Raw genomic sequence first — 19,439 nt, forward strand, 5'->3', positions numbered from 1 at the left:
GCAATGATTCATTTTAACTAAACTAGTAAAATATGGTATAGTTAAAACGTGGAATTTTTGAATTTGGAGGTACAATATGAAACTAGCTGAAGCCCTAGTACTGCGAGCAGATGCTCAAAGGAAAGTAGCTCAATTAAAGAAAAGACTAGAGAGAGTCGTAAAAGTTCAAGAGGGTGAAGAGCCCGTGGAACAGCCTAATTTCCTTTTTGAAGAATTAAATAGAACGATAGAAGAGTTAACAAGTTGGGTGAAAAAAATCAATAAAACGAACTCTTTAACCTCTTTTGATACTAACATGAGTATTGCTGATGCACTTGCAGAGCGTGATAAACTTATGCAAAAGCGAAATATTTTAAATGATATATTAGAAGCAGCTACAATCAAACAAGATAGGTTTAGCCGTTCAGAAGTAAAGTTCTATAGGTCGATTGAAGTTAATGAAGTTCAGAAGCAGTTGGATGATTTGTCGAAAAGTTATCGAGAATTAGATTTTAAGATTCAAGAGAAGAACTGGACAGTCGAAGTCATAGAGCAGTAATCAAGTTGGTAGCCATAGTCAACAAAAGCGAGCACAACCCGCCAACTGGGAAAGTTGGATGACTATCAGAGCAGGGCCATGCCTGATACAATAACTAATTAGCCCAGTAATGTAACAAGATGCTTGCGTCTACTTAAGGTTACTGCGTATTGTAATTACCACGTGCTGATTTGTTGATTACGGTGAGGGTGGGTAAGGGGACTTGGTAATTAGCGCAACATTATAGTAAAGAGAGCAGGCCTTCGGTTTTGCTCTTTTTTTGTTAAAGGAAGTGATTAAATTGAAGCTATTCGACATTATTTTGCTTGTTTTCATCGTTTATATGTTTTATAAGGGGATCAAAGCAATTAAAGCTAAAAAACAAGTGGGAGCTGTGATTTTTAAGGGGTCAAGTAATTATAAAAGCATTCAAACAATGATATTTTCAATTCTTGCTTTGCCATTAATTATATTATTAGAGTGGAATATAAAATATATGATTTTGATAGTCATAGTTGTCCTTGGAGTTCTTATTGAACAAGTTTACGTGGGAGAGCACGGAATAAAATTAAATGATGAATTCTTTGCTAAGGAACGCATCATGCACGTCTATATGGTTGAGGGTCGTGTGGATCAATTTGAAATAATGATTAACGGAAGAACGGATACGGTAAAGATTACAATTAGTAAGAGCTTAACTGGAAAACCGGTAGAAGAAATTTTAAAGGCCTACTTACAATCGTAGTAAGGAGTTGGTGATGTGTGGAGAGCGATAAAGCAAAAGAGGTTTTGGCGAAATTCGGAAAGTTATCTGAAGGATTTCCTTCGGAACTCTCAAACAATCAGAAATAGATAAAGATTAACGGATAGGACATTGTGCAGCTATAAAGAGGGAGTCGTACTTAAATGAAAAAATTAATTGTCAGACTTACACTATTACTCGCAGTTATTATCATTATTGTAGGTTATCAATACGCCAGACCTATCCTTACATCGGACGAAGCAATATCAATAGCTACAAAACATATGGATACAGTAAATAATAAAATGAATCTATCTTACAAAACAAATAACATTGAGAGCAGTTGGGTCAATAAAGATACTTTTTGGAATATCGCTTCAGGTAACAGAAAATGGTCTGTATTTATCGATGGTGTTGGTATTGATATCAATGCATATACAGGTGAGTTTATCGAAATGATTTTTCCATTGGATGGCGTCCTAACGAACGATGACCACCCCGACTGGTTTTTAAAGTAACATGTTGTACATCATATTTTTTACACGGTGGACACTTTCATACAAGCTAGAGCTTGTTCATATGGGTGAAGGTTCATTCCAGATTTGTAATCCAACAAACTACATATTTTTCACCCCTATCGGGCAAACCAAGCAAGGATTCTTTTCAATCCACTAATTATTTGGGTTAGGGGTGATAGCTCATTAGCGTGCAAACGATGCAAAAACCGCGCATGGGACTGCCGGATTTGAAGGATAAGGTCGCATTGATCACCGGAGCGGGATCAGGAATTGGTCAGGCTGCCGCCGAGATGCTTGCACAACAAGGGATGAAAGTGTGCCTTGTGGATATGAAGGACGACCGTCTAGAGCAGACGAGACAGGATATTGTGGCGGCAGGCGGTCAGGCGATCACAGTTGATGTCGATGTTTCTGATCCGGACCGTGTTGCTCAGGCGTTCGAGCAGACGGTAAAAACCTGGGGACGACTAGATGTCGTCTTTGCTAATGCAGGGATAAACGGGGTTTTGACACCGATCGAGGATATGAAGCCTGAGGATTGGGATCGAACGCTGTCCGTGAATCTGAAGGGGACATTCCTGTGCGTCAAACAAGCGATTCCTCATATGAAAGAGAATGGCGGCAGCATAGTCATCACAAGCTCCATCAACGGCAGCCGCGCATTCTCTGGATTTGGGATGACAGCCTATAGCACTTCAAAGGCAGGACAAGTGGCATTCGCCAAGATGGCCGCATTGGAATTGGCCCGTTACAAAATACGCGTCAACGCTATCTGTCCAGGGTCAATCAAGACTAACATTGGGGAAAATACTCAGCCGACGCCGGAGCTCGAGAAAATCAAAATCCCCGTTAAATATCCACAAGGCAGCCAGCCATTGGAACACGCGCCAGGTCAGCCGGAGCAGGTTGCTAATCTAGTAGCTTTCCTTGCCTCGGAAGCCTCGAGCCATATTACCGGCACGGAGTTGTTCATTGACGGCGCTGAATCGCTGCTTTAACGATAGCTGCAAACCGACTTACTAGTGGTCGAGAGGAACGAATGATTATCCAAGGAAATGAGCAGTCTATAATCGGAGGTGAACGAAACCATGGATGAACAAAAAGAAACAGTCACTTCATACGATCCCAAAAGCGGACAATCCAAGGAGGTCAATATCGTCTTTGATCATGCCCGTACTGGAGGGTTGAAATATACAATTGAAGATGTTGAGAAAGATAACAAGAAAAATGATGAATAGTCACTTATAAAAAAGAGAAAAGCGTATGTTGATTCGGGGGACTCACCCGTACAACATACGCTTATTTCATTTCTGCTATCTATGAATCGTCATTATCAGTTAATCATCAAAACCTGCTCGGCATATTTCAGGACTAGTGTGCTCGGAGCTTCTGATAATGGTATCATCTGGCCCGTCTTCATTGGAATCCTCCGATTTACCTTCAGCATTAACTGCAGATTCAATATTTGTGTCTCTGTTAAATGTTAAGTTATCTATGCTTCTCACCCTTTCAATTGTATATGCTAATATGCTTCGTTCATAAGCAATTTATTCGTTGGCATATATAAATTTGCCGGGTCCGTATTCGCTTTAGCCATCACTGCCATTGGCCATTGAAAGAGGAATTTGTAGGTCTTGACAAACTATACTGTAATATTTATAATTACAGTATAAAGTCCTTACAAAAAATAAGCTAATGGCGGTGATGATCATGAACTTTGTAATCAGTGATTGGGTTGTGGCAACTACAAATGAAGATGAATTGCTGCATGGTTATATTGAGTCTATTGATGTGCTGTTAGGCGTTGCTCGGGTGCACGTTATTGCATCGGATCGTGAAACTGCCATCGGAAAAACAATGGAAGTAAGCAGTCAAGACATAAAAAAATTGCCGGTAAGCCAGTTTGATATAGAAGATCAAGTAAAGAGCTTGATTGATGTGGCGTTAACAACGAGAGACGAGCGATGGTTCAATGAATTATCAGCGAAATTATTCGCTATTCAACAAAATAGCTCGAAACGCGGCGAGCTTGATGTATTTCCATCCTATTATCATAACCGTTTGGGTGTTGATCAGTTTTAATGGGGCGAATCAAAGAAATAGCCAATCCAAGAGACATGTTGTCCTAATGGATTGGCTGTTTAATTATATTTTCCCGCTTATTGAATAGGTGCCTTGTTTGAGACTTGTTTTTCTTTCGTGATTTCCGCGGCAAAAAGAGTCTGTAGTTCTGTGACTTTTCTGGGATCGGTAAGTGTCACTTTGTCAGCGAAATAATGTTCAACGAGCAGTTCCCACGTAGGAGTTACCTTTTGAGCTGTCATGGCTCGAATAGCGGTCTTAACCAGTCTTCGTTCCTTGGCGTTAGCGTACACGTCAATGTACTGCTGTTTGCGTTCGAAATCTAACTCCGTAAAAATAGCCCGAAATACTTCAGCTGTCATACGCGCGTCGTCTAATGCCCTGTGAGCGGAGCCTTCAGCAGCAATATTAAGATCGAGCAAAGCAGCCTCGACACTGACATCATTCGTCACATTTTTATAGCGGATAAACCCTTTCAGTAGATCAAAATAGCTGGCCGCCATCCAGTAAGCATCATCTAACTTATGCATCCGCGTATCAAACACGATGCGTTTCAAATCTTCGCCACCCCAGGTGACTAGAAGGAAATCTTCACTTTTATTTAGCCAGTCTATGAAATCCGTAATGACTTTACGAAAGCCGTCGGCTTGATCGATATCTTCTTGGGGGATGCCCGTTTTTTTCTTGATAAACCCATTCAATTTGGAGAAATAAACAGGTTTGACTAGCGATGAAAACTCATCAATAGCCTGTAGGGAGGAATCTAATCGGACTGCTCCAATTTCAATAACCTCCATAGGTAAATCGCTCGCAAACTTGCGACCGTTGAATTCAATGTCCAAAATAATGTAGTCCATGTTGTGGCCCCCGTTCTGTCTCTGTGCTTCCATTCTATCAGAAAATGCCTAGGATACCAGCTTCCGTTTTCCATAGACCGTATTTAGAACGAAACTAAAGAGTAGGCCTGCAAAGGACATCCCTGAAATCCATAGATATAATTGTTTCCCGCCAAAGCTTTCGTAGAACCAACCACCCAGATAGGAAGCGACGATACCCGATACGCCAAAGAAAAGGATCGCAAGCACAGTCTGTCCCGTTGCACGCCATTCTTCAGGAACAATACGGTATAAATATTGGATAGCCGCTGAATAAAAAATCGGGAACGTGAAGGTTTGCAGCAGCTGAAGATACACGAGAATATGAGGATCAGTCACCCATGCAGATAGAAAAAAACGAATGAAATAAAACACAGCGGCGAAAGAAATGATCGCTAACTCTTTTCCTTTGCGAAGCCACCAAAAGCTTAGAGCGAATACGAGAATTTCGCTTCCTGCTGCTAGAAACCAGGCCAAACCGACCATGTCGGGGGTGCCGCCTAATTTTCGAATATAGACGCCAAGAAAAGTATCGTTGATCCGTTGAGGCACGGCAACAATAAAGATAAGTAACATAAACCAAATGGTTTCTTTATTGCTTAAGAAATTGCGTAGACTTTTTAGAGAGATCGGTTTCCCAGTTACAGGCGCATCAGGCAATGGCAAGCAGATTAGAATGCTAATGATACCTATTCCAGCGAACAAGAACGCCAAACTATTGATTCCAAAATATTGAGTGGTATAACCAACGGCCAAAGACATGACCGCATAACCAACAGCTCCGAAGGTTCGAATGGAACCGTAGCTTACCCCGTTAGCCTCAGCTGTTTGGAAATTTAGACTTTCTGTCAGGGGATCGAGAGGCATTAAGAAAAAATACATAAGCATCGTAAAAAGAAGAAGCACAACAAAGCTGGATGAGGCGTATAACAAGTACCCCACAATGGTTGAACAACCTAAGAGGAGTAACATAACCTTCTTAATTGTCTTCGTTCGATCACTGATCATTCCCCATAAAGGTTGCGAGAAGATGGCAATGAAGCCTCCCGTTCCTATAATGAGACCAATCTTTGTTGCTGGAAGCCCTTGCGCATCTAAATAGACGGGAAGAAATGAAACAAACATAGCCAGAAGTGCAAAATACAAAAAGTTAAACGAACGCAATAAATTTGAAGAATTCATGATGACCTTAACCTTCCTAGATAAATTAGCACAATGCTGTTGTAAAACTACATTCTAACATGTCATGGTAAAGAATCCAAAGTAAATTAAAGCGATTCTTCAGAGACGTACCTCGGATGGATTCATCCCCGTTACTTTTTTGAACTGTCGACTAAAGAAATAAATGCTCCGATAGCCAAGGGCTTCCGAAACTTCCCCAACATTCATGCCAAGTCTGAGAAGATAAGCAGCACGTTCGATTCTTTTCTGAATGATATAGGACTCAATCGTTTGCCCTATGATTTCTTTGAATTTAAGTGAGAAGTAGCGAGGTGAAAGGTGCGCTTGTTTGGCTAAGTCGTGGATACTATGTTGGTGCCCCGGATCTTGTATGATATGGGCCGCAATATCCATCATCACCCGATTCATAGAACGGCGAGCAGGATCACCTTTCGCTTGGTTACCTGGGGTTTGGCGTTCAAACATGAGCAATAACAATCGAAGCAGCATCACGGCTTCTTCGTTATGTCCATAAGCGCCAGTCAACCGAACATGTATGAAACGGTCCAAGTAGGGCTCATGAAATTCAGAGGGGTCAAAATGGACGAAAGAGGGAAGAGACACTAGCGGGAATGCTGTATCTATCGTGTTGAAGTGGATATAGGTAACCGTAAGGGGGTGCTGTTGGTTATGTTTGGCGCTCGTTAAATCTCCAGGACGAAAGAGAAAACAATCCCCTTTACGGACATGGTAGTGTTTACCATTCAGGCTAACCTCACCTTCGCCGTCCCATACATACCAGAAGTCGTAATCATGGAATGGCTCATGTTCACGGCTCCATTTCCAGTTAGGTTCACAGATGACTTTGCCGAAATAACTGTCTAGGACGAGCTCCTGTGATGTGAAAACAGACATGAAAGATTTCCTCCGATTTATGTAAAATAGTGCAAACAGTGATGTGCATTAATGCATTTAGTTTACTACCTTCCGTTCCTATAATAAAGATAGGAGTAAACAAATAATTTAAAGCGGAAGGGGTTATCCCAAATGTCAGAAATAAGTTCTCCTGAAGAAATCTCGGCGCAGCTTTATCGGTATGATCGCATTGCGGATATATGGAATGGCTTTGAAAACTGGGGTAAAGATCAGCTCGAGCAATACCGGAAAGATGGCTATGCGGCAATAGAGCATGTACTCAATGAGAAAGAAATCGAGGATGCGAAGATAGCGCTGTATGAGATTATTTTTGTAGATGACAAAGGGGCACAAATTCAGTTCACGAAACCAAGCAGTGAATTGAAAACGGAAGAAGAACGTGAACTAGCAATTCGTAAAGTCAGCGAGTTTGTCGATAGGGATGAACGGCTCAAACAGATTGCCTACCATCCTGCTATACTCGCGGCGGTGCGAGATATACTTGGCGAGGAGCCGCGTCTTGTCCAGGATATGGCCTTGCTCAAGCCTCCACATGGAGGGGGTGAAAAACCATGGCATCAGGACATGGCTTATGGAAACCTTGCTTATGAGAAAGCAGTGGTAGGCGTATGGATTGCTTTGGATGAAGCAGCGCTGGATAATGGCTGCATGCATGTTATTCCTGGTTCGCACGCGGATGGCGCAACGCCGCATTATGCAGTTCGGGATTGGCAAATTTGCGATTCACATGTTGCTGTTGAGAAGGATGTAGCAGTGCCATTATTGCCAGGCGGAATCCTAATGTTCCACGGTTTACTTAAACATGGGACACCTTATAATCTTTCTCCGAAGAAACGGCGCGCCCTGCAGTTTCATTATGTTGGTTCGTCCGTTTCTAAACTAACGCCAAAAGAGTATAAACGTTTCTTCACCAATGAAATGAGCGGAGCCGAGTGTTAATTGATATTAGCATGTGGTCAGTACGTGTTCTGACATTCAAAGAGGATTAAGATGAGTACATGTTCTGACATACAAGAAGATTAGAACTCGTTAGCAACTTCCTGCATCTTCCAATCTCTATGATGACGGTTTACAATTAGAGAGAGGAGTTGATGCATAATGGGATCACCAATCGTGCAACTGGTACTTGATGCCAAAGCCACATTGGCTGAAGGTCCGTGCTGGAATGCGGAACAGCGTTTGTTGTATTGGGTTGATATTATAGGAAAAAAATTTGGTAGGTTTGATCCTGAAACAGGGCTTAACGAAGATTTTCCCATTGGGGAATTTGTCGGTGCTGTTGTCTGTGCGGGCGAAAATGAGGTTGTGTTAGCGACACAATCTGGATTCCAAACGTACCAGATGGAGCATGGCAAGCTTACGCCCCTTGTTGATCCAGAATCTCATTTACCTGAAAATCGGTTTAACGATGGGAAATGTGATGCTAACGGACGATTCTGGGCGGGCACCATGGAGATTATAGAAAAAGAGGCAACAGGTGCACTCTATGTGCTAGAAACGGATCACAGTTATCGCAAGGTTTACGAGGGAGTGGGCGTTTCCAACGGGATCTCTTGGAGCTTAGATGAGAAAGAGATGTACTATATCGATTCTATGAAAAAGCTTGTGATCGCTTTTGAGTATGAGGCGGATAAAGGAGAAATTAGCAACCCGAGAATACTGATCGATTTTAGGAATGAAAAAGGGTTCCCAGATGGGATGACGATTGATGAAGAAGGGATGCTGTGGATCGCCCATTGGGATGGTTGGCAGGTGTCCCGTTGGAATCCCCGTACAGGTCAAAAGATAGACAGCATTGCCATACCCGCAGCTAAAGCAACTTCCTGTGTTTTCGGTGGAGACGAACTTGACACCTTGTACGTTACGACCGCCCGCAAGGGTCTTCTGGAGGATCAAGTGGGGGATCAGCCACATGCTGGAGGGATTTTTGCGGTAAAGCCAGGTGTAAGAGGCACGAAGACGCATTCATTCGGAGTACAGCATGAGGAACGGAAAGGGTAGGTTCTATGTCAAATGAGAACAGACATTTAAAGATTCAGTATATCGGTCAGGTCGGCGTTATTCTGCGTAAAAACGATACCGCTATAGTCATCGATCCTTATTTGACGGATTCTGTTGATCAGCTTCCTGGGTTTCCCGAGGGCTTTTGGCAGCGGAGGTATGCGCCTCCTGTGAAGCCGGAGACATTAACGGATTTGGATCTCGTGCTTTGTACGCATGAGCATATGGACCACATGGATCCAGACACGCTGAGGGCTATTGCCTTGGCATCGCCCAAATGCCAGTTTGGTGCTCCGAAGTCGTGTTTGCCTATGTTGGAGGCGATCGGCATTTCAGCAGAGCGGCTGCATGCGCTTGGGACTCAGGAGGCATTTCAATACGGCGCTGAACTGATCATTCACCCCATTCCAGCTTGGCACGAGGAGCGAGTGCGAGATGGTGAAGGCTGGGATCACTACTTGGGCTACATCTTACAGTGGGATGGATTGTGCATTTATCATGCAGGGGATACGCTTCTGACGGAGGAGTTAGTCGAGGCGTTGTCCGGCTTCATCATCGATGTAGGTTTTTTGCCGATTAACGGAAGGGACATTTTCCGCAATCGCCTCGGTATCGTCGGCAACATGAACGCTCTGGAAGCGCCAGACCTAGCGGCTCACCTGAAGTTCGACACCGTTGTGCCTGTGCACTTCGATATGTATGCAAACAATAGTGAAGGGATCGCTCCCTTCGTGGACCGTTTGTATCAGAAGCATCCAGGACAGAAGTTTCATATTTTCCAACCGGGTGAGACACTGATATATGTGAAGTAGTGAAGGTCTTCTTTCGAAGAGAAAGTTATGGAAGCTATCATAAACGTGATTTACATCGCTACGGAGTCACTTTTCGGCGCTCCCCACACTTTAGCGATGAAATTCATCGTCTCAGCAGATATTTCAAAGGCTGCGGGTCCAGTTACTATGTTTTAAACACGTAATCTGCAAAAAGGACTACATCCCTTTTTATAAATAATACAAAGCTTCACCCGCAACTGCCCCTAAGAGAACGATGCACCAAGGCGGTAATTTCCAGAACACCAGCAGGCCAAATAGCACGATTACTAATGCAAAATCATAAGGACGAATAATGGCGGTTGTCCACAGCGGGTTATAAAGTGCTGCGAGCAGGATACCGACAACGGCCGCATTAATGCCTACGAAAGCACTTTGAATTTTGACATTTGCTCGTAATGAATTCCAAAAAGGCAAAGCCCCTATTATCAGGAGATAAGCAGGTAGGAAAATGGCCAAGGTTCCCACGATAGCCCCTCTGAATCCGTCAAACATAGCGCCCAAGTACGTGCCAAATGTAAAAAGCGGACCCGGAACTGCCTGCGTAGCCCCATATCCAGCCAGGAATACTTCTTTACTTACCCAACCTTGCGGGACAACTTCGCGTTCCAAAAGGGGGAGAATGACATGGCCGCCGCCGAAAACCAAGGAACCCACCCGATAAAACGAATCGAAAAGGGATAAGAGCTGCGATTGCCATAGACCGCTGAGAATTGGAAGTAGCAAGAGCAGCAGTGCATACAGGACCAAGCAAAAAATCGCAACAGAGCGATGAACGCGCACTTGAATGGTACTGTTTTCTTGGTTGGAAACGGTTTTGTAGGCAAACAGCCCGATGATTCCGGCGAGTACAATAATAACAACTTGGCTATAAACAGCCTGCCATAGCAAGGTTACCGATGCGGCTGCAATGGCTATGGAGGCCGTGCTTTTATCGGACGCTAGCTTTTTTCCCATACTGAGAACAGCTTGTGCAACGATGGCAACGGCGACGATTTTGAGACCGTGGATCCAACCGGTGCTGCTCACATCCATGGCTTTCATCAGTAGGGAAAAGAGTAGTAAGAGGATGATGGAAGGTAACGTAAATCCTAGCCAAGCAGCCGCGCCTCCCAACAATCCAGCTCGGATTGTACCGATACCAACACCTACTTGACTGCTGGCTGGGCCTGGTAGAAATTGGCATAGAGCAACGAGATCGGCGTAGCTTTTCTCATCCATCCATTTACGTTTCTGGATATACTCGTTGTGAAAATAGCCCAGATGGGCTATGGGACCACCGAAGGACGTCAATCCTAATTTTGTTGAGACGAGAAATACTTCAAGCAATGCTTTTCGTTTACTTTGCTGTGGTTTTGCAGCGGTGTCCAACCTATTTCCTCCTCAATTACGTTTGATTAACATCTAAGTCATTTAAGTGTATCGGAAATTGCAACTCGATTCTACCGTTTAACACAAATAATATAGCAATGAGGACCATCCGGAATACTCTCTACACATATAAAAGGATCATGAACTCTACTTAAGTAGAAATCATGATCCTTTTCGTAACACGAAATACGTGAGTTCTTCAAATCATATTACTCCAGCTGATATTCCTTCATTTTGTTGTAAAGGGTACCGCGGGAGATGCCGAGAAGTTTGGCTGCCGCGCTTTTATTGCCTGCCGTTTTGGCCAGAGCTTCTTCAATCAGATGGATTTCTTCTACATCAGACACCTTCGCTTTTAATGAATTCGCCGCAGTTTCTGCTTCTGAAGAAGTCAGACTTGGTTGCTGTTCCTGTAAAGTGACTGGCAAATGTTCCAAAGTTATCAGGTCTTCATCATTAAGAATGATGCATCGCTCGATGATATTTTTCAATTCTTGGATGTTTCCTGGCCATGAATAGTTGGTCAAAGCCAAGATGACCTCTGGCGAAAGTGTGGGAACAGGCTTCTGGTATTGTAGTGAAAACTGCTTGAGATACATTTGGACCATCGCGGGGATATCTTCAGTTCTATCTCGTAAAGGCGGAATCCGAATGGAAATCACATTGAGCGCATAGTACAAATCCGAGCGGAATTCTTGATTGACTAGCTTGCTTGCTAAATCCTGTGTAGTTGCGATTATGATTCGGGTACGCACGCTAATAGGTTGACTTCCTCCAGAGCGAACGATCGTTTGCTGTGTAATGTAATGATAAAGCTTAGCTTGAAGCTCCAATGGAAGCTTCTCGATTTCATTAATAAACAAGGTACCGTCTTTGGCTTGCTCCAACTTACCAGCTTGTCCACTATCACTGCCAGTGAAGGCGCCACCTTGATAGCCAAATAATTCGGCTTCCAATAAACCTGCGGGAACGATGCCGCAATTGATTGTCAAGAAAGGCTGCTCGGATCTTGAACTCGACTGATGAATAATATGAGCAAGCTGCTCTTTGCCAACACCCGATTCTCCAATCAGGAGGACGGGTGTTTCTGTTGCTGCCACCTTCTTCGCCCATTGAATGACTTTGCCGATTGCAGGTCCTTTTCCTTTAATTAAGGTAAAGAGGTCTTCAGCCTGATCTTTTTGTGGTAGTCCGAAGGAATCGACGGTTGTTAATTGTTCGTTCAATCGTACCAATTGTGTAATATCCTGCTCGGTCGCAATGCCTCCAATGATATGACCCTGAGCATCTCTGATCGGTGACGCATTAATAAGGACATGGGTGTCAGGCCGAGGGCGGTGGTATGTATTGCGAATCATCCGGCCTTCGTCCAAAATTTTCAGGACCATCAGTGTTTCGATATCAAAATGTTCGCCAATGCGTTTGCCTAAAATATCTGCTGCCGGAAGATGATAGAGTTCTTCAGCAACGGAATTCCAGCAAATCACAGCGCCGGCTCGATCAACGACCGTGACAGCATCGGTGACGGTATCCGCGAGTGCATTGAAATAGGCAGACCACTTTTGCAGCTCGGAAAGGGCGAAATTGAGATACGTGGATAAAACGGAGTATCCCCCGAAAGTTCCATCCTTATCTTTGAAAAGTACCGGTCGATTTGTTCGTTGAGGCACAAGCGGCAAAGGGATGTTTTCGTCCACAGTGATAATCGCAGATACAAAGTGTTTGCTGCTCTCTACTAATTCTTGAATGTTTCTAGCGGAAAAGGCCGTCATAAGGCCTGCATCTTCCGGTGTAAATAAGCATATTTCATCATGCCAATGGGAGATAACAGCCGTTCCATTGTTTAAATAGGAAGAAAGTTCTTCAAGTGTTGTTTCAACAGGGAGTGTGATCATAGGGTTGTTCAATGGAAAGTGTTCATTAATGAACATAATTGACCTCATTTGTACCATTTATTTGGTTTAAATTTACCATGAAAGCAAGGGAGATTCAACACAAGAAGCCGAGAAGGTGAGTATGATAGAGGTAAAGAAATAAAAACTGTTCAATTACAAGGAAAATATGCACATAAACAAATAGTGTTCAAAATATAAAATGAAGTGTATAATAAAATTATTAATTTTACACAATTGTATAATTCCTTTGGAGGAATAACAAATGGAACTTATCTTGAAAAACATGTTTCAATCTTTAGGCAAAAGCCGAACGGCTAATCGATTAGCCAAAAAGTATGGTTTACGCTTTGGTGCAGCGCGTTTTGTAGCAGGAGAGACCATCCAGCAATCCATCGAAGCTGTGCGCGGACTTAATCAAGATGGCCGTGTAGCGACCCTGGACCATTTGGGTGAGTTCGTCTTTAGTGAAGAAGAAGCGTTGGAATCAGCAGCTATGTGTATTCAAACGCTAGATGCGATTGCTAGTTCAGGTGTCAAATCCAATCTTTCACTAAAAATGACTTCACTTGGGCTAGATATCAGCAGAGATCTCTGTGTAAACAATATGAAACGTATTCTTGATTGTGCTCGTCAGCATGGAAATTTCGTGCGAATTGATATGGAGGATTATGCGCATTGTCAAATCTCACTCGATATCTACAGAGAGCTTCGACAAGAATATGACAACGTAGGAATCGTCATTCAAGCATATTTGTTCCGGACCATGCAGAATATCGATGATTTACATGCACTCGGAGCCAATTTGCGCTTGGTGAAAGGTGCTTATAAGGAATCTCCGCAAGTTGCTTTTCCAGAAAAAAGCGCAGTTGATGAAAATTACAAAAAAATTATTCAAAAACATCTTTTGAACGGTCATTATACAGCTATTGCAAGCCACGATGAGGCGATCATTCATTTTACGAAAGAATTCGTAAGATCAAATCTTATCTCAATAGATCAGTTTGAATTCCAGATGCTCTATGGGATTTGTGAAGATTTGCAAAAGCAATTAGTGAAAGAAGGATATCGGGTTAGGGTCTATGTCCCGTACGGTGTAGATTGGTTCGGATATTTCATGAGAAGGTTAGCAGAGCGCCCAGCGAATGTTTGGTTTGTTCTGAAAAATATGTTTAAATAACACCCAAATTTTCCATTCGGAGAGGAGCAATAATATGAATACATTTACGAAGGTTAGTCCGTATGCAAATGAGCCATTTACTAATTTTGGTCTAGAGGAAAATGTGAAGGCGATGCAAGCTGCTATTGCCAAAGTGAAAAGTGAGCTGGGGCGCGAATACCCCCTATATATCGGTACTGAGAAAGTAGTAACAGAGGCTAAAATCACATCGATTAACCCGGGGAATGTAGATGAAATTATTGGATTCGTAAGCAAAGCGGATCAGAAACTTGCTGAAAAAGCGATGAACGTTGCCCTCGAGACATTCGAAACTTGGAAAAAGGTTCCCGCTAGAGAGCGTGCGGAGTATTTATTTAAAGCTGCTGCGCTAATGCGTGATCGTAAGCATGAGTTCTCAGCGTTGATGATTCTAGAGTCAGGCAAAAACTACGTTGAAGCGGATGTAGATACCGCAGAAGCGATTGATTTCATCGAGTTCTACGCTCGGGAAATGATTCGTTTGAGCCAAATCAACGAGACGCAGCCATTAGCCAAAATTCCCGGTGAAAACAACCAAATTAGTTATATCCCATTAGGCGTCGGCGTTATTATCCCGCCATGGAATTTTCCACTAGCAATTTGTGTAGGTATGACCATTGCGGCGGTTGTTTCTGGTAACACCGTTTTACTGAAACCAGCTTCAACCACGCCTGTTATTGCACATAAATTTGTGGCTCTTATGGAGGAAGTTGGACTTCCTGCTGGAGTAATTAATTTCATTCCAGGAAGCGGTGCGGAAGTTGGAGACTACTTAACGACACATCCGAAGACTCGTTTCATTAGCTTTACCGGCTCCAAGGAGATTGGTTTGCGCATCAACAAGTTGGCCGCGGACGTGGCGCCTGGTCAAATTTGGATCAAGCGTGTGATTGCGGAAATGGGCGGCAAAGATGGTATTGTCGTTGACGAAACAGCGGATCTCGACGCGGCTGCTTCTGCAATAGTGGCTTCAGCCTTCGGCTTCCAAGGACAGAAATGCTCGGCTGGTTCTCGTGCTATTATTGTTGAATCTGTTTACGACATAGTTGTAGACAAAGTAGTTGCTCTGACAAACCAACTGCAAAGCGGCCTGCCTGAGCACAATTTCGCAGCGGGTCCGGTCATTGATAAAGGTTCCTATGATAAAATTTTGGATTACATTGAAATTGGGAAAACCGAAGGAACACTGCTTGCAGGTGGAGATAAGGCCGAAGGAAACGGCTATTACATTCAGCCAACTGTGTTCGGCGATGTAAGCGGCAAAGCGCGCGTTATGCAGGAAGAGATTTTCGGACCTGTCTTGGCCATCGCTAAAGCGAAGGACTGGAAAGAAGCCATCGCGATGTACAACGATACGGAATTTGGTTTGACGGGTTCCTACTTCTCCACGAATGAGGAGCGGATTTCTGAGGCATTAGACACTGTTCACTGCGGCAACTTGTACATTAATCGCAAATGCACAGGCGCATTGGTGGGTGTACATCCTTTCGGCGGCTTCAATATGTCGGGAACAGATTCCAAAGCAGGCGGTTACGACTACCTCATGCTTCTCACACAAGCGAAGCTGACTTCACGCAAAATATAATGGTTGGTAGAAAGAGGGCGGACGATGAGTCTAGCCTTCTTTTTTTATTAGGATCAGCAGGTGAGTTGCGGAAACGCTAGGGGACTGGATTTGCATTATGGAATTTAACGCGAGAAGTTAATGGAAGCAATAATTCGCCTCAAGGATCAGTCGCCGAGAGGTGAAAGGGAACTACGAGGCGCTATTTATCAAAATAGCTGCTTTTTAGAGAGTAGAGGGAACGTCGATTCGCTATTTTGCCATTTTTGGCTGAAAAGCTGCACTCAAAGGGGAAATAAGAGCTTGTAGTTCCGTCTAGGTAGCTAATTAGGCGAATTTAGCATAAATAGCGCTCGTACGTTCCCTTTCAGTAGTATTGATGACGTACTCGTCCCGACACGGGTGAATTCGACCTTCCGATCGAATTGCGTACCCAATGCTGAAGAAAATTTCCTCGGATAACGTCCACACGATCCAGTTTTCGTATTCATTACAGATTAAGTTGGTACATGCGAGCTCGCTCTTGTCCACGCTAGCTGCTTTTCGCATAAGTGGTGCAAGACAGTTCTGGCGTGTCTTGTACTTACTTGGAGATGAGCAGAAAGGTCAGAAGGGGAGAATGGGCGCAATAGTCTTCGCGCGAATCGGACTGTTTCGCTTTCTAAGCTGCTGACACTGCTTCGACGACTCAACAATGGTTGGGTAGGCGATAGGCATAACCAGCCAGCCATCCAAAGCAAGATGACAATGCCGGAGACAGAGGTCTTTGAATCTCCAAAGATCAAGATCTCGAGCATGTGAGCTGTAGCCTTGGATTTCAATCACCTAGCATCTCCAGGACTATAAGCGAAGTCCAAATAGCGGTAGCCGTTCGCGAAGTCACGCACTTCCCATTCTGGGTAGAGATGGTCGAAATGTCCGACTGCCGGATACCACACGCAGCGCAGAAATTCCATTTCTCCATGTCCGAGACCTTGCTCTAACCGTTCCCGTCTGCGCCTGTTCGTCTCCGCTGCAATCTGCGAAGTCATGAAAGTTTCGATGCTTGCTCAAATTTCATTGTAATTCCTACTTTCTCAACGATTATTGGTTAAAAACAAAACGCCGCTTCCTTCTATATTTTTCGAGGAGTTGACTCCTTACGAACATAGATGAAAGCGGCGCATGGTTCACGACCAGCTTGATTGAAAAACTCTAGTATAGCGGAAAATGATATTGTTGTGCTACCTCATTTTTGGAGGATCGATGCTTTACAAAGGCAAATCACGCTTGCGGAACAACGCGATTCCCGCCGCAAAAGTCACGAGCCCAATCATAATCAATACCGACCAGGCAAGCGCGGTTTCCGTCTGTCCACCGATAATACCGCTCGGATCATATAACGAGAAGTACGTCAGGTTGCGCAGCCAATTGATTTTTTCGCTCAGTTTGCCGATAAAATCCAGACTAAAAAACCCGAAGGTCAGCACGGCCGAAATCCCGAGCGCCTTCTTCTCGTCGTTGGCTAAAGAAGAAACGAGAAAGGCGATTCCACCTACTGCGAAGAACAGAAGTAATGCCGCTAGGTTCATCCGTAGGTAAGCCGCTCCGTGAAAGTCGCTCAATTGCCCTATAAATAGGGCATATCCCGCAAACCCGCATAATGTCGTCACCGCCATGATGGACAAAAGCCCAGTTACAAAAACGGCTGCCTGCGTCATCGCCACTTTCCCGCGGGTGGTTGGAGTAGCCAACAAATACGCCATCGAGCCCTGGTCAACCAGCTTCGCCATCAGCTGTGTGCTGAACAGGATGCAAAAAATCGAAACGATCAGTACGAGCAGAAGGCCGTAATATTCGCCTGAGATGAATCCCTCCACGGTGCCGAAGCCGCTGCCCAAGTTGAACGCATTGGTCATGCCGGGCGGCAAGGACTTGATCAACTCATCTAGGGCTGCATTATTTCCTGCGAAGCTCGGGAACAGCCAGAACATGAGCAGGATATAAAAAGCTGATCCGAACGCATAGTTCATCATCCCTTTTATATGAATCTTCATCATGTGTTTATAGAGAGCGGAATTCATTGTAATGTCCCCTTCCGGTCGTAATAGTTCATGAACACGTCTTCGAGACTTTGCGTGAATACATCTAAGTTTCGGACAGGGTACTTAGACGTCTCCGAGAGGAAACGAGCATACTCTCCCTGCACAGCCACCCGCACTCGATTACCTTCACGCGATTCGACTGTTATGCCGGAAGTCCGCCCGAATGTTTCCGTATCCTCCGCACGTTCGAACGTCACTTCGAACAACTTTCGCTGCATCGACTGCAGCTCGTGGATATCTTTGACGGTAAGGATGACCCCGTCCTTAATAATTGCCGCGCGGTCGCATGTACGCTCAATCTCGGGAAAGCTGTGGGACGACATCAGGAATGTTGTGCCCCGGGCCTTCTCCTCCAGCACAAGGTCGATAAACACCTTCTGCATGAGCGGGTCTAGTCCCGAAGTCGGTTCATCTAGGATGATTACCTCCGGCTGATGCATGAAAGCGGCGACGATGCCGACTTTTTGCTTCATACCTTTGGACATTTTGCGGATAGGAGTCCGGACGTCAAACTGAAAGCGGTCGATCAGCTCCTCCTGCCGCGCCGAATGCTTCGACCCTTGCATTTCCGCCATAAAATCAAGAAACGTTCGCCCGGTCATGCCTTCAATAAACGCGATCTCTCCTGGCAAATAACCGATATACCGCTGGACGGTCCCCTGTTTAGTCCAGGTATCCAGTCCGCGAACCTTCACAGAGCCTTTATCCGGTTTCATGAATCCCATGATATGCCGGATCGTCGTGGATTTTCCGGCCCCGTTCGGACCCAGAAATCCAAACACCTCTCCTTTTTTGACCGAAAACGATACGTCAAAAATCCCTTTTCCGTTCGGGAATGTTTTGGTCAGCTGCTGAACAGTCAACATGCGCGGCCACCTCCAAATATGAAAGTTATGAAATATTTATTATTTATAATTTCAAAACTTATGTTACTCCTGAATGTTCACCTCGTCAATACTTTTGAAATATATTTATGCTATAATTTCATTATTCCAAAAAAAACGGGTGATTCAAATGAACGGCTACGAAAAAAGAGCCCAGCAAAAAAAAGAAAAAATCATGCACGCAACCTTGAATATGCTGAATACGTCCGATCCCAGAAAACTGCGGATCGCCGATATCGCCGAAGCGGCTGGCGTATCGCAGGTAACCATCTATAATTACTTTGGCAGCAAGGAAGCCTTGGTTCGGGAAGTGTTCAAAGATTATGCAAGGACGGCACTGAAAGAATTTGGGGAGTTTCTCTCCGGCGATCACTCTCTGAAGGAGAAGATTGAGTACATCGTTTTCCAGAAGAAGAAATCATCCAGAACGTTCAGCCTTCAGGTCATGAAGCAGATATGGCACGACGATCCGGAAATGGGAAACTTTCTCAAAGAGGAATATATGGCCAAGGGTGTTCCACTTGTCATTCAGCTCATTGAAGACGGCAAGAAAAATGGGGAAATCACCGGGGCGCTTTCTACATCCACTATTATGATGTATATGCAAATGTTGACGAGCCAGGCGGACACCATGCTGGAGTATGCCGGAATACATGGTAATATGGACACGTTGATCGAGGAAATGGTGCATTTGTTTTTCTATGGGATCGGCAGCACGCCTCAATCGATCGTTCATACATAAGTTTAAGTTTTGTTGCTCCTTAGAAGAGGATTTGAGATAATG

The 19,439-nt window shown here is 44.2% G+C and carries 21 protein-coding genes; 13 read left to right on the forward strand and 8 right to left on the reverse strand.

Going from position 1 to position 19,439, the window contains the following annotated elements:
- Window positions 1-76: 76 nt before the first annotated feature.
- From GC098_RS30870 to GC098_RS30895, 6 genes are all read left to right on the forward strand, one after another.
- Window positions 77-538, forward strand: a complete 462-nt coding sequence (locus GC098_RS30870; RefSeq protein WP_171647438.1) for a DIP1984 family protein — start codon at window positions 77-79, stop codon at window positions 536-538.
- A 271-nt stretch (window positions 539-809) separates the two neighbouring features.
- Entirely contained in the window at window positions 810-1,262 is a 453-nt protein-coding gene (locus GC098_RS30875; protein WP_171647440.1) for a hypothetical protein, read from the forward strand.
- Window positions 1,263-1,423: 161 nt separating this feature from the next.
- Window positions 1,424-1,777 (forward strand): hypothetical protein, encoded by a 354-nt coding sequence (locus GC098_RS30880; protein ID WP_171647442.1) that lies wholly within the window; start codon window positions 1,424-1,426, stop codon window positions 1,775-1,777.
- A gap of 197 nt (window positions 1,778-1,974) precedes the next feature.
- A complete protein-coding gene (locus GC098_RS30885; RefSeq protein WP_246359075.1) occupies window positions 1,975-2,775 on the forward strand; it encodes an SDR family oxidoreductase in 801 nt (266 codons plus the stop codon).
- Window positions 2,776-2,865: 90 nt separating this feature from the next.
- Window positions 2,866-3,015 (forward strand): hypothetical protein, encoded by a 150-nt coding sequence (locus GC098_RS30890; RefSeq protein WP_171647444.1) that lies wholly within the window; start codon window positions 2,866-2,868, stop codon window positions 3,013-3,015.
- Window positions 3,016-3,487: 472 nt separating this feature from the next.
- Entirely contained in the window at window positions 3,488-3,859 is a 372-nt protein-coding gene (locus GC098_RS30895; protein ID WP_171647446.1) for an IDEAL domain-containing protein, read from the forward strand.
- A 77-nt stretch (window positions 3,860-3,936) separates the two neighbouring features.
- On the opposite strand, the gene GC098_RS30900 is transcribed toward GC098_RS30895, so the two are convergent.
- The 3 genes from GC098_RS30900 to GC098_RS30910 form a co-directional block, all read right to left on the reverse strand.
- Window positions 3,937-4,716 (reverse strand): 3'-5' exonuclease, encoded by a 780-nt coding sequence (locus GC098_RS30900; RefSeq protein WP_171647448.1) that lies wholly within the window; start codon window positions 4,714-4,716, stop codon window positions 3,937-3,939.
- Between the two features lie 48 nt (window positions 4,717-4,764).
- Window positions 4,765-5,916 carry an MFS transporter gene (locus tag GC098_RS30905; RefSeq protein WP_171647450.1) on the reverse strand — a complete coding sequence of 384 codons (1,152 nt, stop codon included), beginning with the start codon at window positions 5,914-5,916 and terminating at the stop codon, window positions 4,765-4,767.
- 99 nt (window positions 5,917-6,015) lie between these two features.
- Window positions 6,016-6,810 carry a helix-turn-helix transcriptional regulator gene (locus GC098_RS30910; RefSeq protein WP_171647452.1) on the reverse strand — a complete coding sequence of 265 codons (795 nt, stop codon included), beginning with the start codon at window positions 6,808-6,810 and terminating at the stop codon, window positions 6,016-6,018.
- 132 nt (window positions 6,811-6,942) lie between these two features.
- Between GC098_RS30910 and GC098_RS30915 the strand changes: the two genes are divergently transcribed.
- From GC098_RS30915 to GC098_RS30925, 3 genes are all read left to right on the forward strand, one after another.
- Window positions 6,943-7,770 carry a phytanoyl-CoA dioxygenase family protein gene (locus tag GC098_RS30915; RefSeq protein ID WP_171647454.1) on the forward strand — a complete coding sequence of 276 codons (828 nt, stop codon included), beginning with the start codon at window positions 6,943-6,945 and terminating at the stop codon, window positions 7,768-7,770.
- Between the two features lie 159 nt (window positions 7,771-7,929).
- Window positions 7,930-8,832 (forward strand): SMP-30/gluconolactonase/LRE family protein, encoded by a 903-nt coding sequence (locus GC098_RS30920; RefSeq protein ID WP_171647456.1) that lies wholly within the window; start codon window positions 7,930-7,932, stop codon window positions 8,830-8,832.
- 5 nt (window positions 8,833-8,837) lie between these two features.
- Window positions 8,838-9,644 (forward strand): MBL fold metallo-hydrolase, encoded by an 807-nt coding sequence (locus tag GC098_RS30925; RefSeq protein ID WP_171647458.1) that lies wholly within the window; start codon window positions 8,838-8,840, stop codon window positions 9,642-9,644.
- Window positions 9,645-9,833: 189 nt separating this feature from the next.
- On the opposite strand, the gene chrA is transcribed toward GC098_RS30925, so the two are convergent.
- Both chrA and GC098_RS30935 read right to left on the reverse strand, forming a co-directional pair.
- Window positions 9,834-11,033, reverse strand: a complete 1,200-nt coding sequence (gene chrA / locus GC098_RS30930; protein ID WP_171647459.1) for a chromate efflux transporter — start codon at window positions 11,031-11,033, stop codon at window positions 9,834-9,836.
- A gap of 209 nt (window positions 11,034-11,242) precedes the next feature.
- On the reverse strand, window positions 11,243-12,964 hold the full coding sequence (locus GC098_RS30935) for a sigma-54 interaction domain-containing protein (protein WP_171647461.1): 1,722 nt from the start codon (window positions 12,962-12,964) through the stop codon (window positions 11,243-11,245).
- A 226-nt stretch (window positions 12,965-13,190) separates the two neighbouring features.
- Here GC098_RS30935 and GC098_RS30940 point away from each other — a divergent pair, with 226 nt between their 5' ends.
- The 3 genes from GC098_RS30940 to GC098_RS41825 all read left to right on the forward strand — a co-directional run bounded on the left by GC098_RS30940 (window position 13,191) and on the right by GC098_RS41825 (window position 16,360).
- Complete coding sequence (locus tag GC098_RS30940) at window positions 13,191-14,105, forward strand: proline dehydrogenase family protein (RefSeq protein ID WP_171647463.1); 915 nt, start codon at window positions 13,191-13,193, stop codon at window positions 14,103-14,105.
- 34 nt (window positions 14,106-14,139) lie between these two features.
- A complete protein-coding gene (gene pruA, locus GC098_RS30945) occupies window positions 14,140-15,708 on the forward strand; it encodes an L-glutamate gamma-semialdehyde dehydrogenase (RefSeq protein WP_171647465.1) in 1,569 nt (522 codons plus the stop codon).
- A 415-nt stretch (window positions 15,709-16,123) separates the two neighbouring features.
- Window positions 16,124-16,360: a hypothetical protein gene (locus tag GC098_RS41825; protein ID WP_376774003.1), complete on the forward strand. Its 237-nt coding sequence runs from the start codon at window positions 16,124-16,126 to the stop codon at window positions 16,358-16,360.
- 148 nt (window positions 16,361-16,508) lie between these two features.
- On the opposite strand, the gene GC098_RS41830 is transcribed toward GC098_RS41825, so the two are convergent.
- From GC098_RS41830 to GC098_RS30960, 3 genes are all read right to left on the reverse strand, one after another.
- Window positions 16,509-16,718 (reverse strand): hypothetical protein, encoded by a 210-nt coding sequence (locus tag GC098_RS41830; protein WP_376774004.1) that lies wholly within the window; start codon window positions 16,716-16,718, stop codon window positions 16,509-16,511.
- A 219-nt stretch (window positions 16,719-16,937) separates the two neighbouring features.
- A complete protein-coding gene (locus GC098_RS30955) occupies window positions 16,938-17,726 on the reverse strand; it encodes an ABC transporter permease subunit (protein WP_246359069.1) in 789 nt (262 codons plus the stop codon).
- A gap of 20 nt (window positions 17,727-17,746) precedes the next feature.
- Window positions 17,747-18,637, reverse strand: coding sequence for an ABC transporter ATP-binding protein (locus tag GC098_RS30960; RefSeq protein WP_171647469.1), 891 nt, complete (start codon window positions 18,635-18,637; stop codon window positions 17,747-17,749).
- Between the two features lie 148 nt (window positions 18,638-18,785).
- Between GC098_RS30960 and GC098_RS30965 the strand changes: the two genes are divergently transcribed.
- A complete protein-coding gene (locus GC098_RS30965) occupies window positions 18,786-19,397 on the forward strand; it encodes a TetR/AcrR family transcriptional regulator (RefSeq protein WP_246359076.1) in 612 nt (203 codons plus the stop codon).
- Window positions 19,398-19,439: the final 42 nt, after the last annotated feature.

This window comes from Paenibacillus phytorum, from assembly GCF_013141715.1.
Lineage (GTDB): Bacteria > Bacillota > Bacilli > Paenibacillales > NBRC-103111 > Paenibacillus_E > Paenibacillus_E phytorum.

Excerpts from the sequence above, each read along its gene's own strand:
- GC098_RS30910 (WP_171647452.1), bottom strand. The coding sequence starts at position 6,810 with ATGTCTGTTTTCACATCACAGGAGCTCGTCCTAGACAGTTATTTCGGC.
- GC098_RS30940 (WP_171647463.1), top strand. The coding sequence starts at position 13,191 with ATGGAACTTATCTTGAAAAACATGTTTCAATCTTTAGGCAAAAGCCGA.
- GC098_RS30905 (WP_171647450.1), bottom strand. The coding sequence starts at position 5,916 with ATGAATTCTTCAAATTTATTGCGTTCGTTTAACTTTTTGTATTTTGCA.
- GC098_RS30890 (WP_171647444.1), top strand. The coding sequence starts at position 2,866 with ATGGATGAACAAAAAGAAACAGTCACTTCATACGATCCCAAAAGCGGA.
- GC098_RS30870 (WP_171647438.1), top strand. The coding sequence starts at position 77 with ATGAAACTAGCTGAAGCCCTAGTACTGCGAGCAGATGCTCAAAGGAAA.
- pruA (WP_171647465.1), top strand. The coding sequence starts at position 14,140 with ATGAATACATTTACGAAGGTTAGTCCGTATGCAAATGAGCCATTTACT.
- GC098_RS30935 (WP_171647461.1), bottom strand. The coding sequence starts at position 12,964 with ATGTTCATTAATGAACACTTTCCATTGAACAACCCTATGATCACACTC.
- GC098_RS30965 (WP_246359076.1), top strand. The coding sequence starts at position 18,786 with ATGAACGGCTACGAAAAAAGAGCCCAGCAAAAAAAAGAAAAAATCATG.
- GC098_RS30955 (WP_246359069.1), bottom strand. The coding sequence starts at position 17,726 with ATGATGAAGATTCATATAAAAGGGATGATGAACTATGCGTTCGGATCA.
- GC098_RS30885 (WP_246359075.1), top strand. The coding sequence starts at position 1,975 with ATGCAAAAACCGCGCATGGGACTGCCGGATTTGAAGGATAAGGTCGCA.
- GC098_RS41825 (WP_376774003.1), top strand. The coding sequence starts at position 16,124 with ATGCTGAAGAAAATTTCCTCGGATAACGTCCACACGATCCAGTTTTCG.
- GC098_RS30920 (WP_171647456.1), top strand. The coding sequence starts at position 7,930 with ATGGGATCACCAATCGTGCAACTGGTACTTGATGCCAAAGCCACATTG.
- GC098_RS30895 (WP_171647446.1), top strand. The coding sequence starts at position 3,488 with ATGAACTTTGTAATCAGTGATTGGGTTGTGGCAACTACAAATGAAGAT.
- GC098_RS30880 (WP_171647442.1), top strand. The coding sequence starts at position 1,424 with ATGAAAAAATTAATTGTCAGACTTACACTATTACTCGCAGTTATTATC.
- GC098_RS30915 (WP_171647454.1), top strand. The coding sequence starts at position 6,943 with ATGTCAGAAATAAGTTCTCCTGAAGAAATCTCGGCGCAGCTTTATCGG.
- GC098_RS30900 (WP_171647448.1), bottom strand. The coding sequence starts at position 4,716 with ATGGACTACATTATTTTGGACATTGAATTCAACGGTCGCAAGTTTGCG.
- GC098_RS30925 (WP_171647458.1), top strand. The coding sequence starts at position 8,838 with ATGTCAAATGAGAACAGACATTTAAAGATTCAGTATATCGGTCAGGTC.
- GC098_RS30960 (WP_171647469.1), bottom strand. The coding sequence starts at position 18,637 with ATGTTGACTGTTCAGCAGCTGACCAAAACATTCCCGAACGGAAAAGGG.
- GC098_RS41830 (WP_376774004.1), bottom strand. The coding sequence starts at position 16,718 with ATGACTTCGCAGATTGCAGCGGAGACGAACAGGCGCAGACGGGAACGG.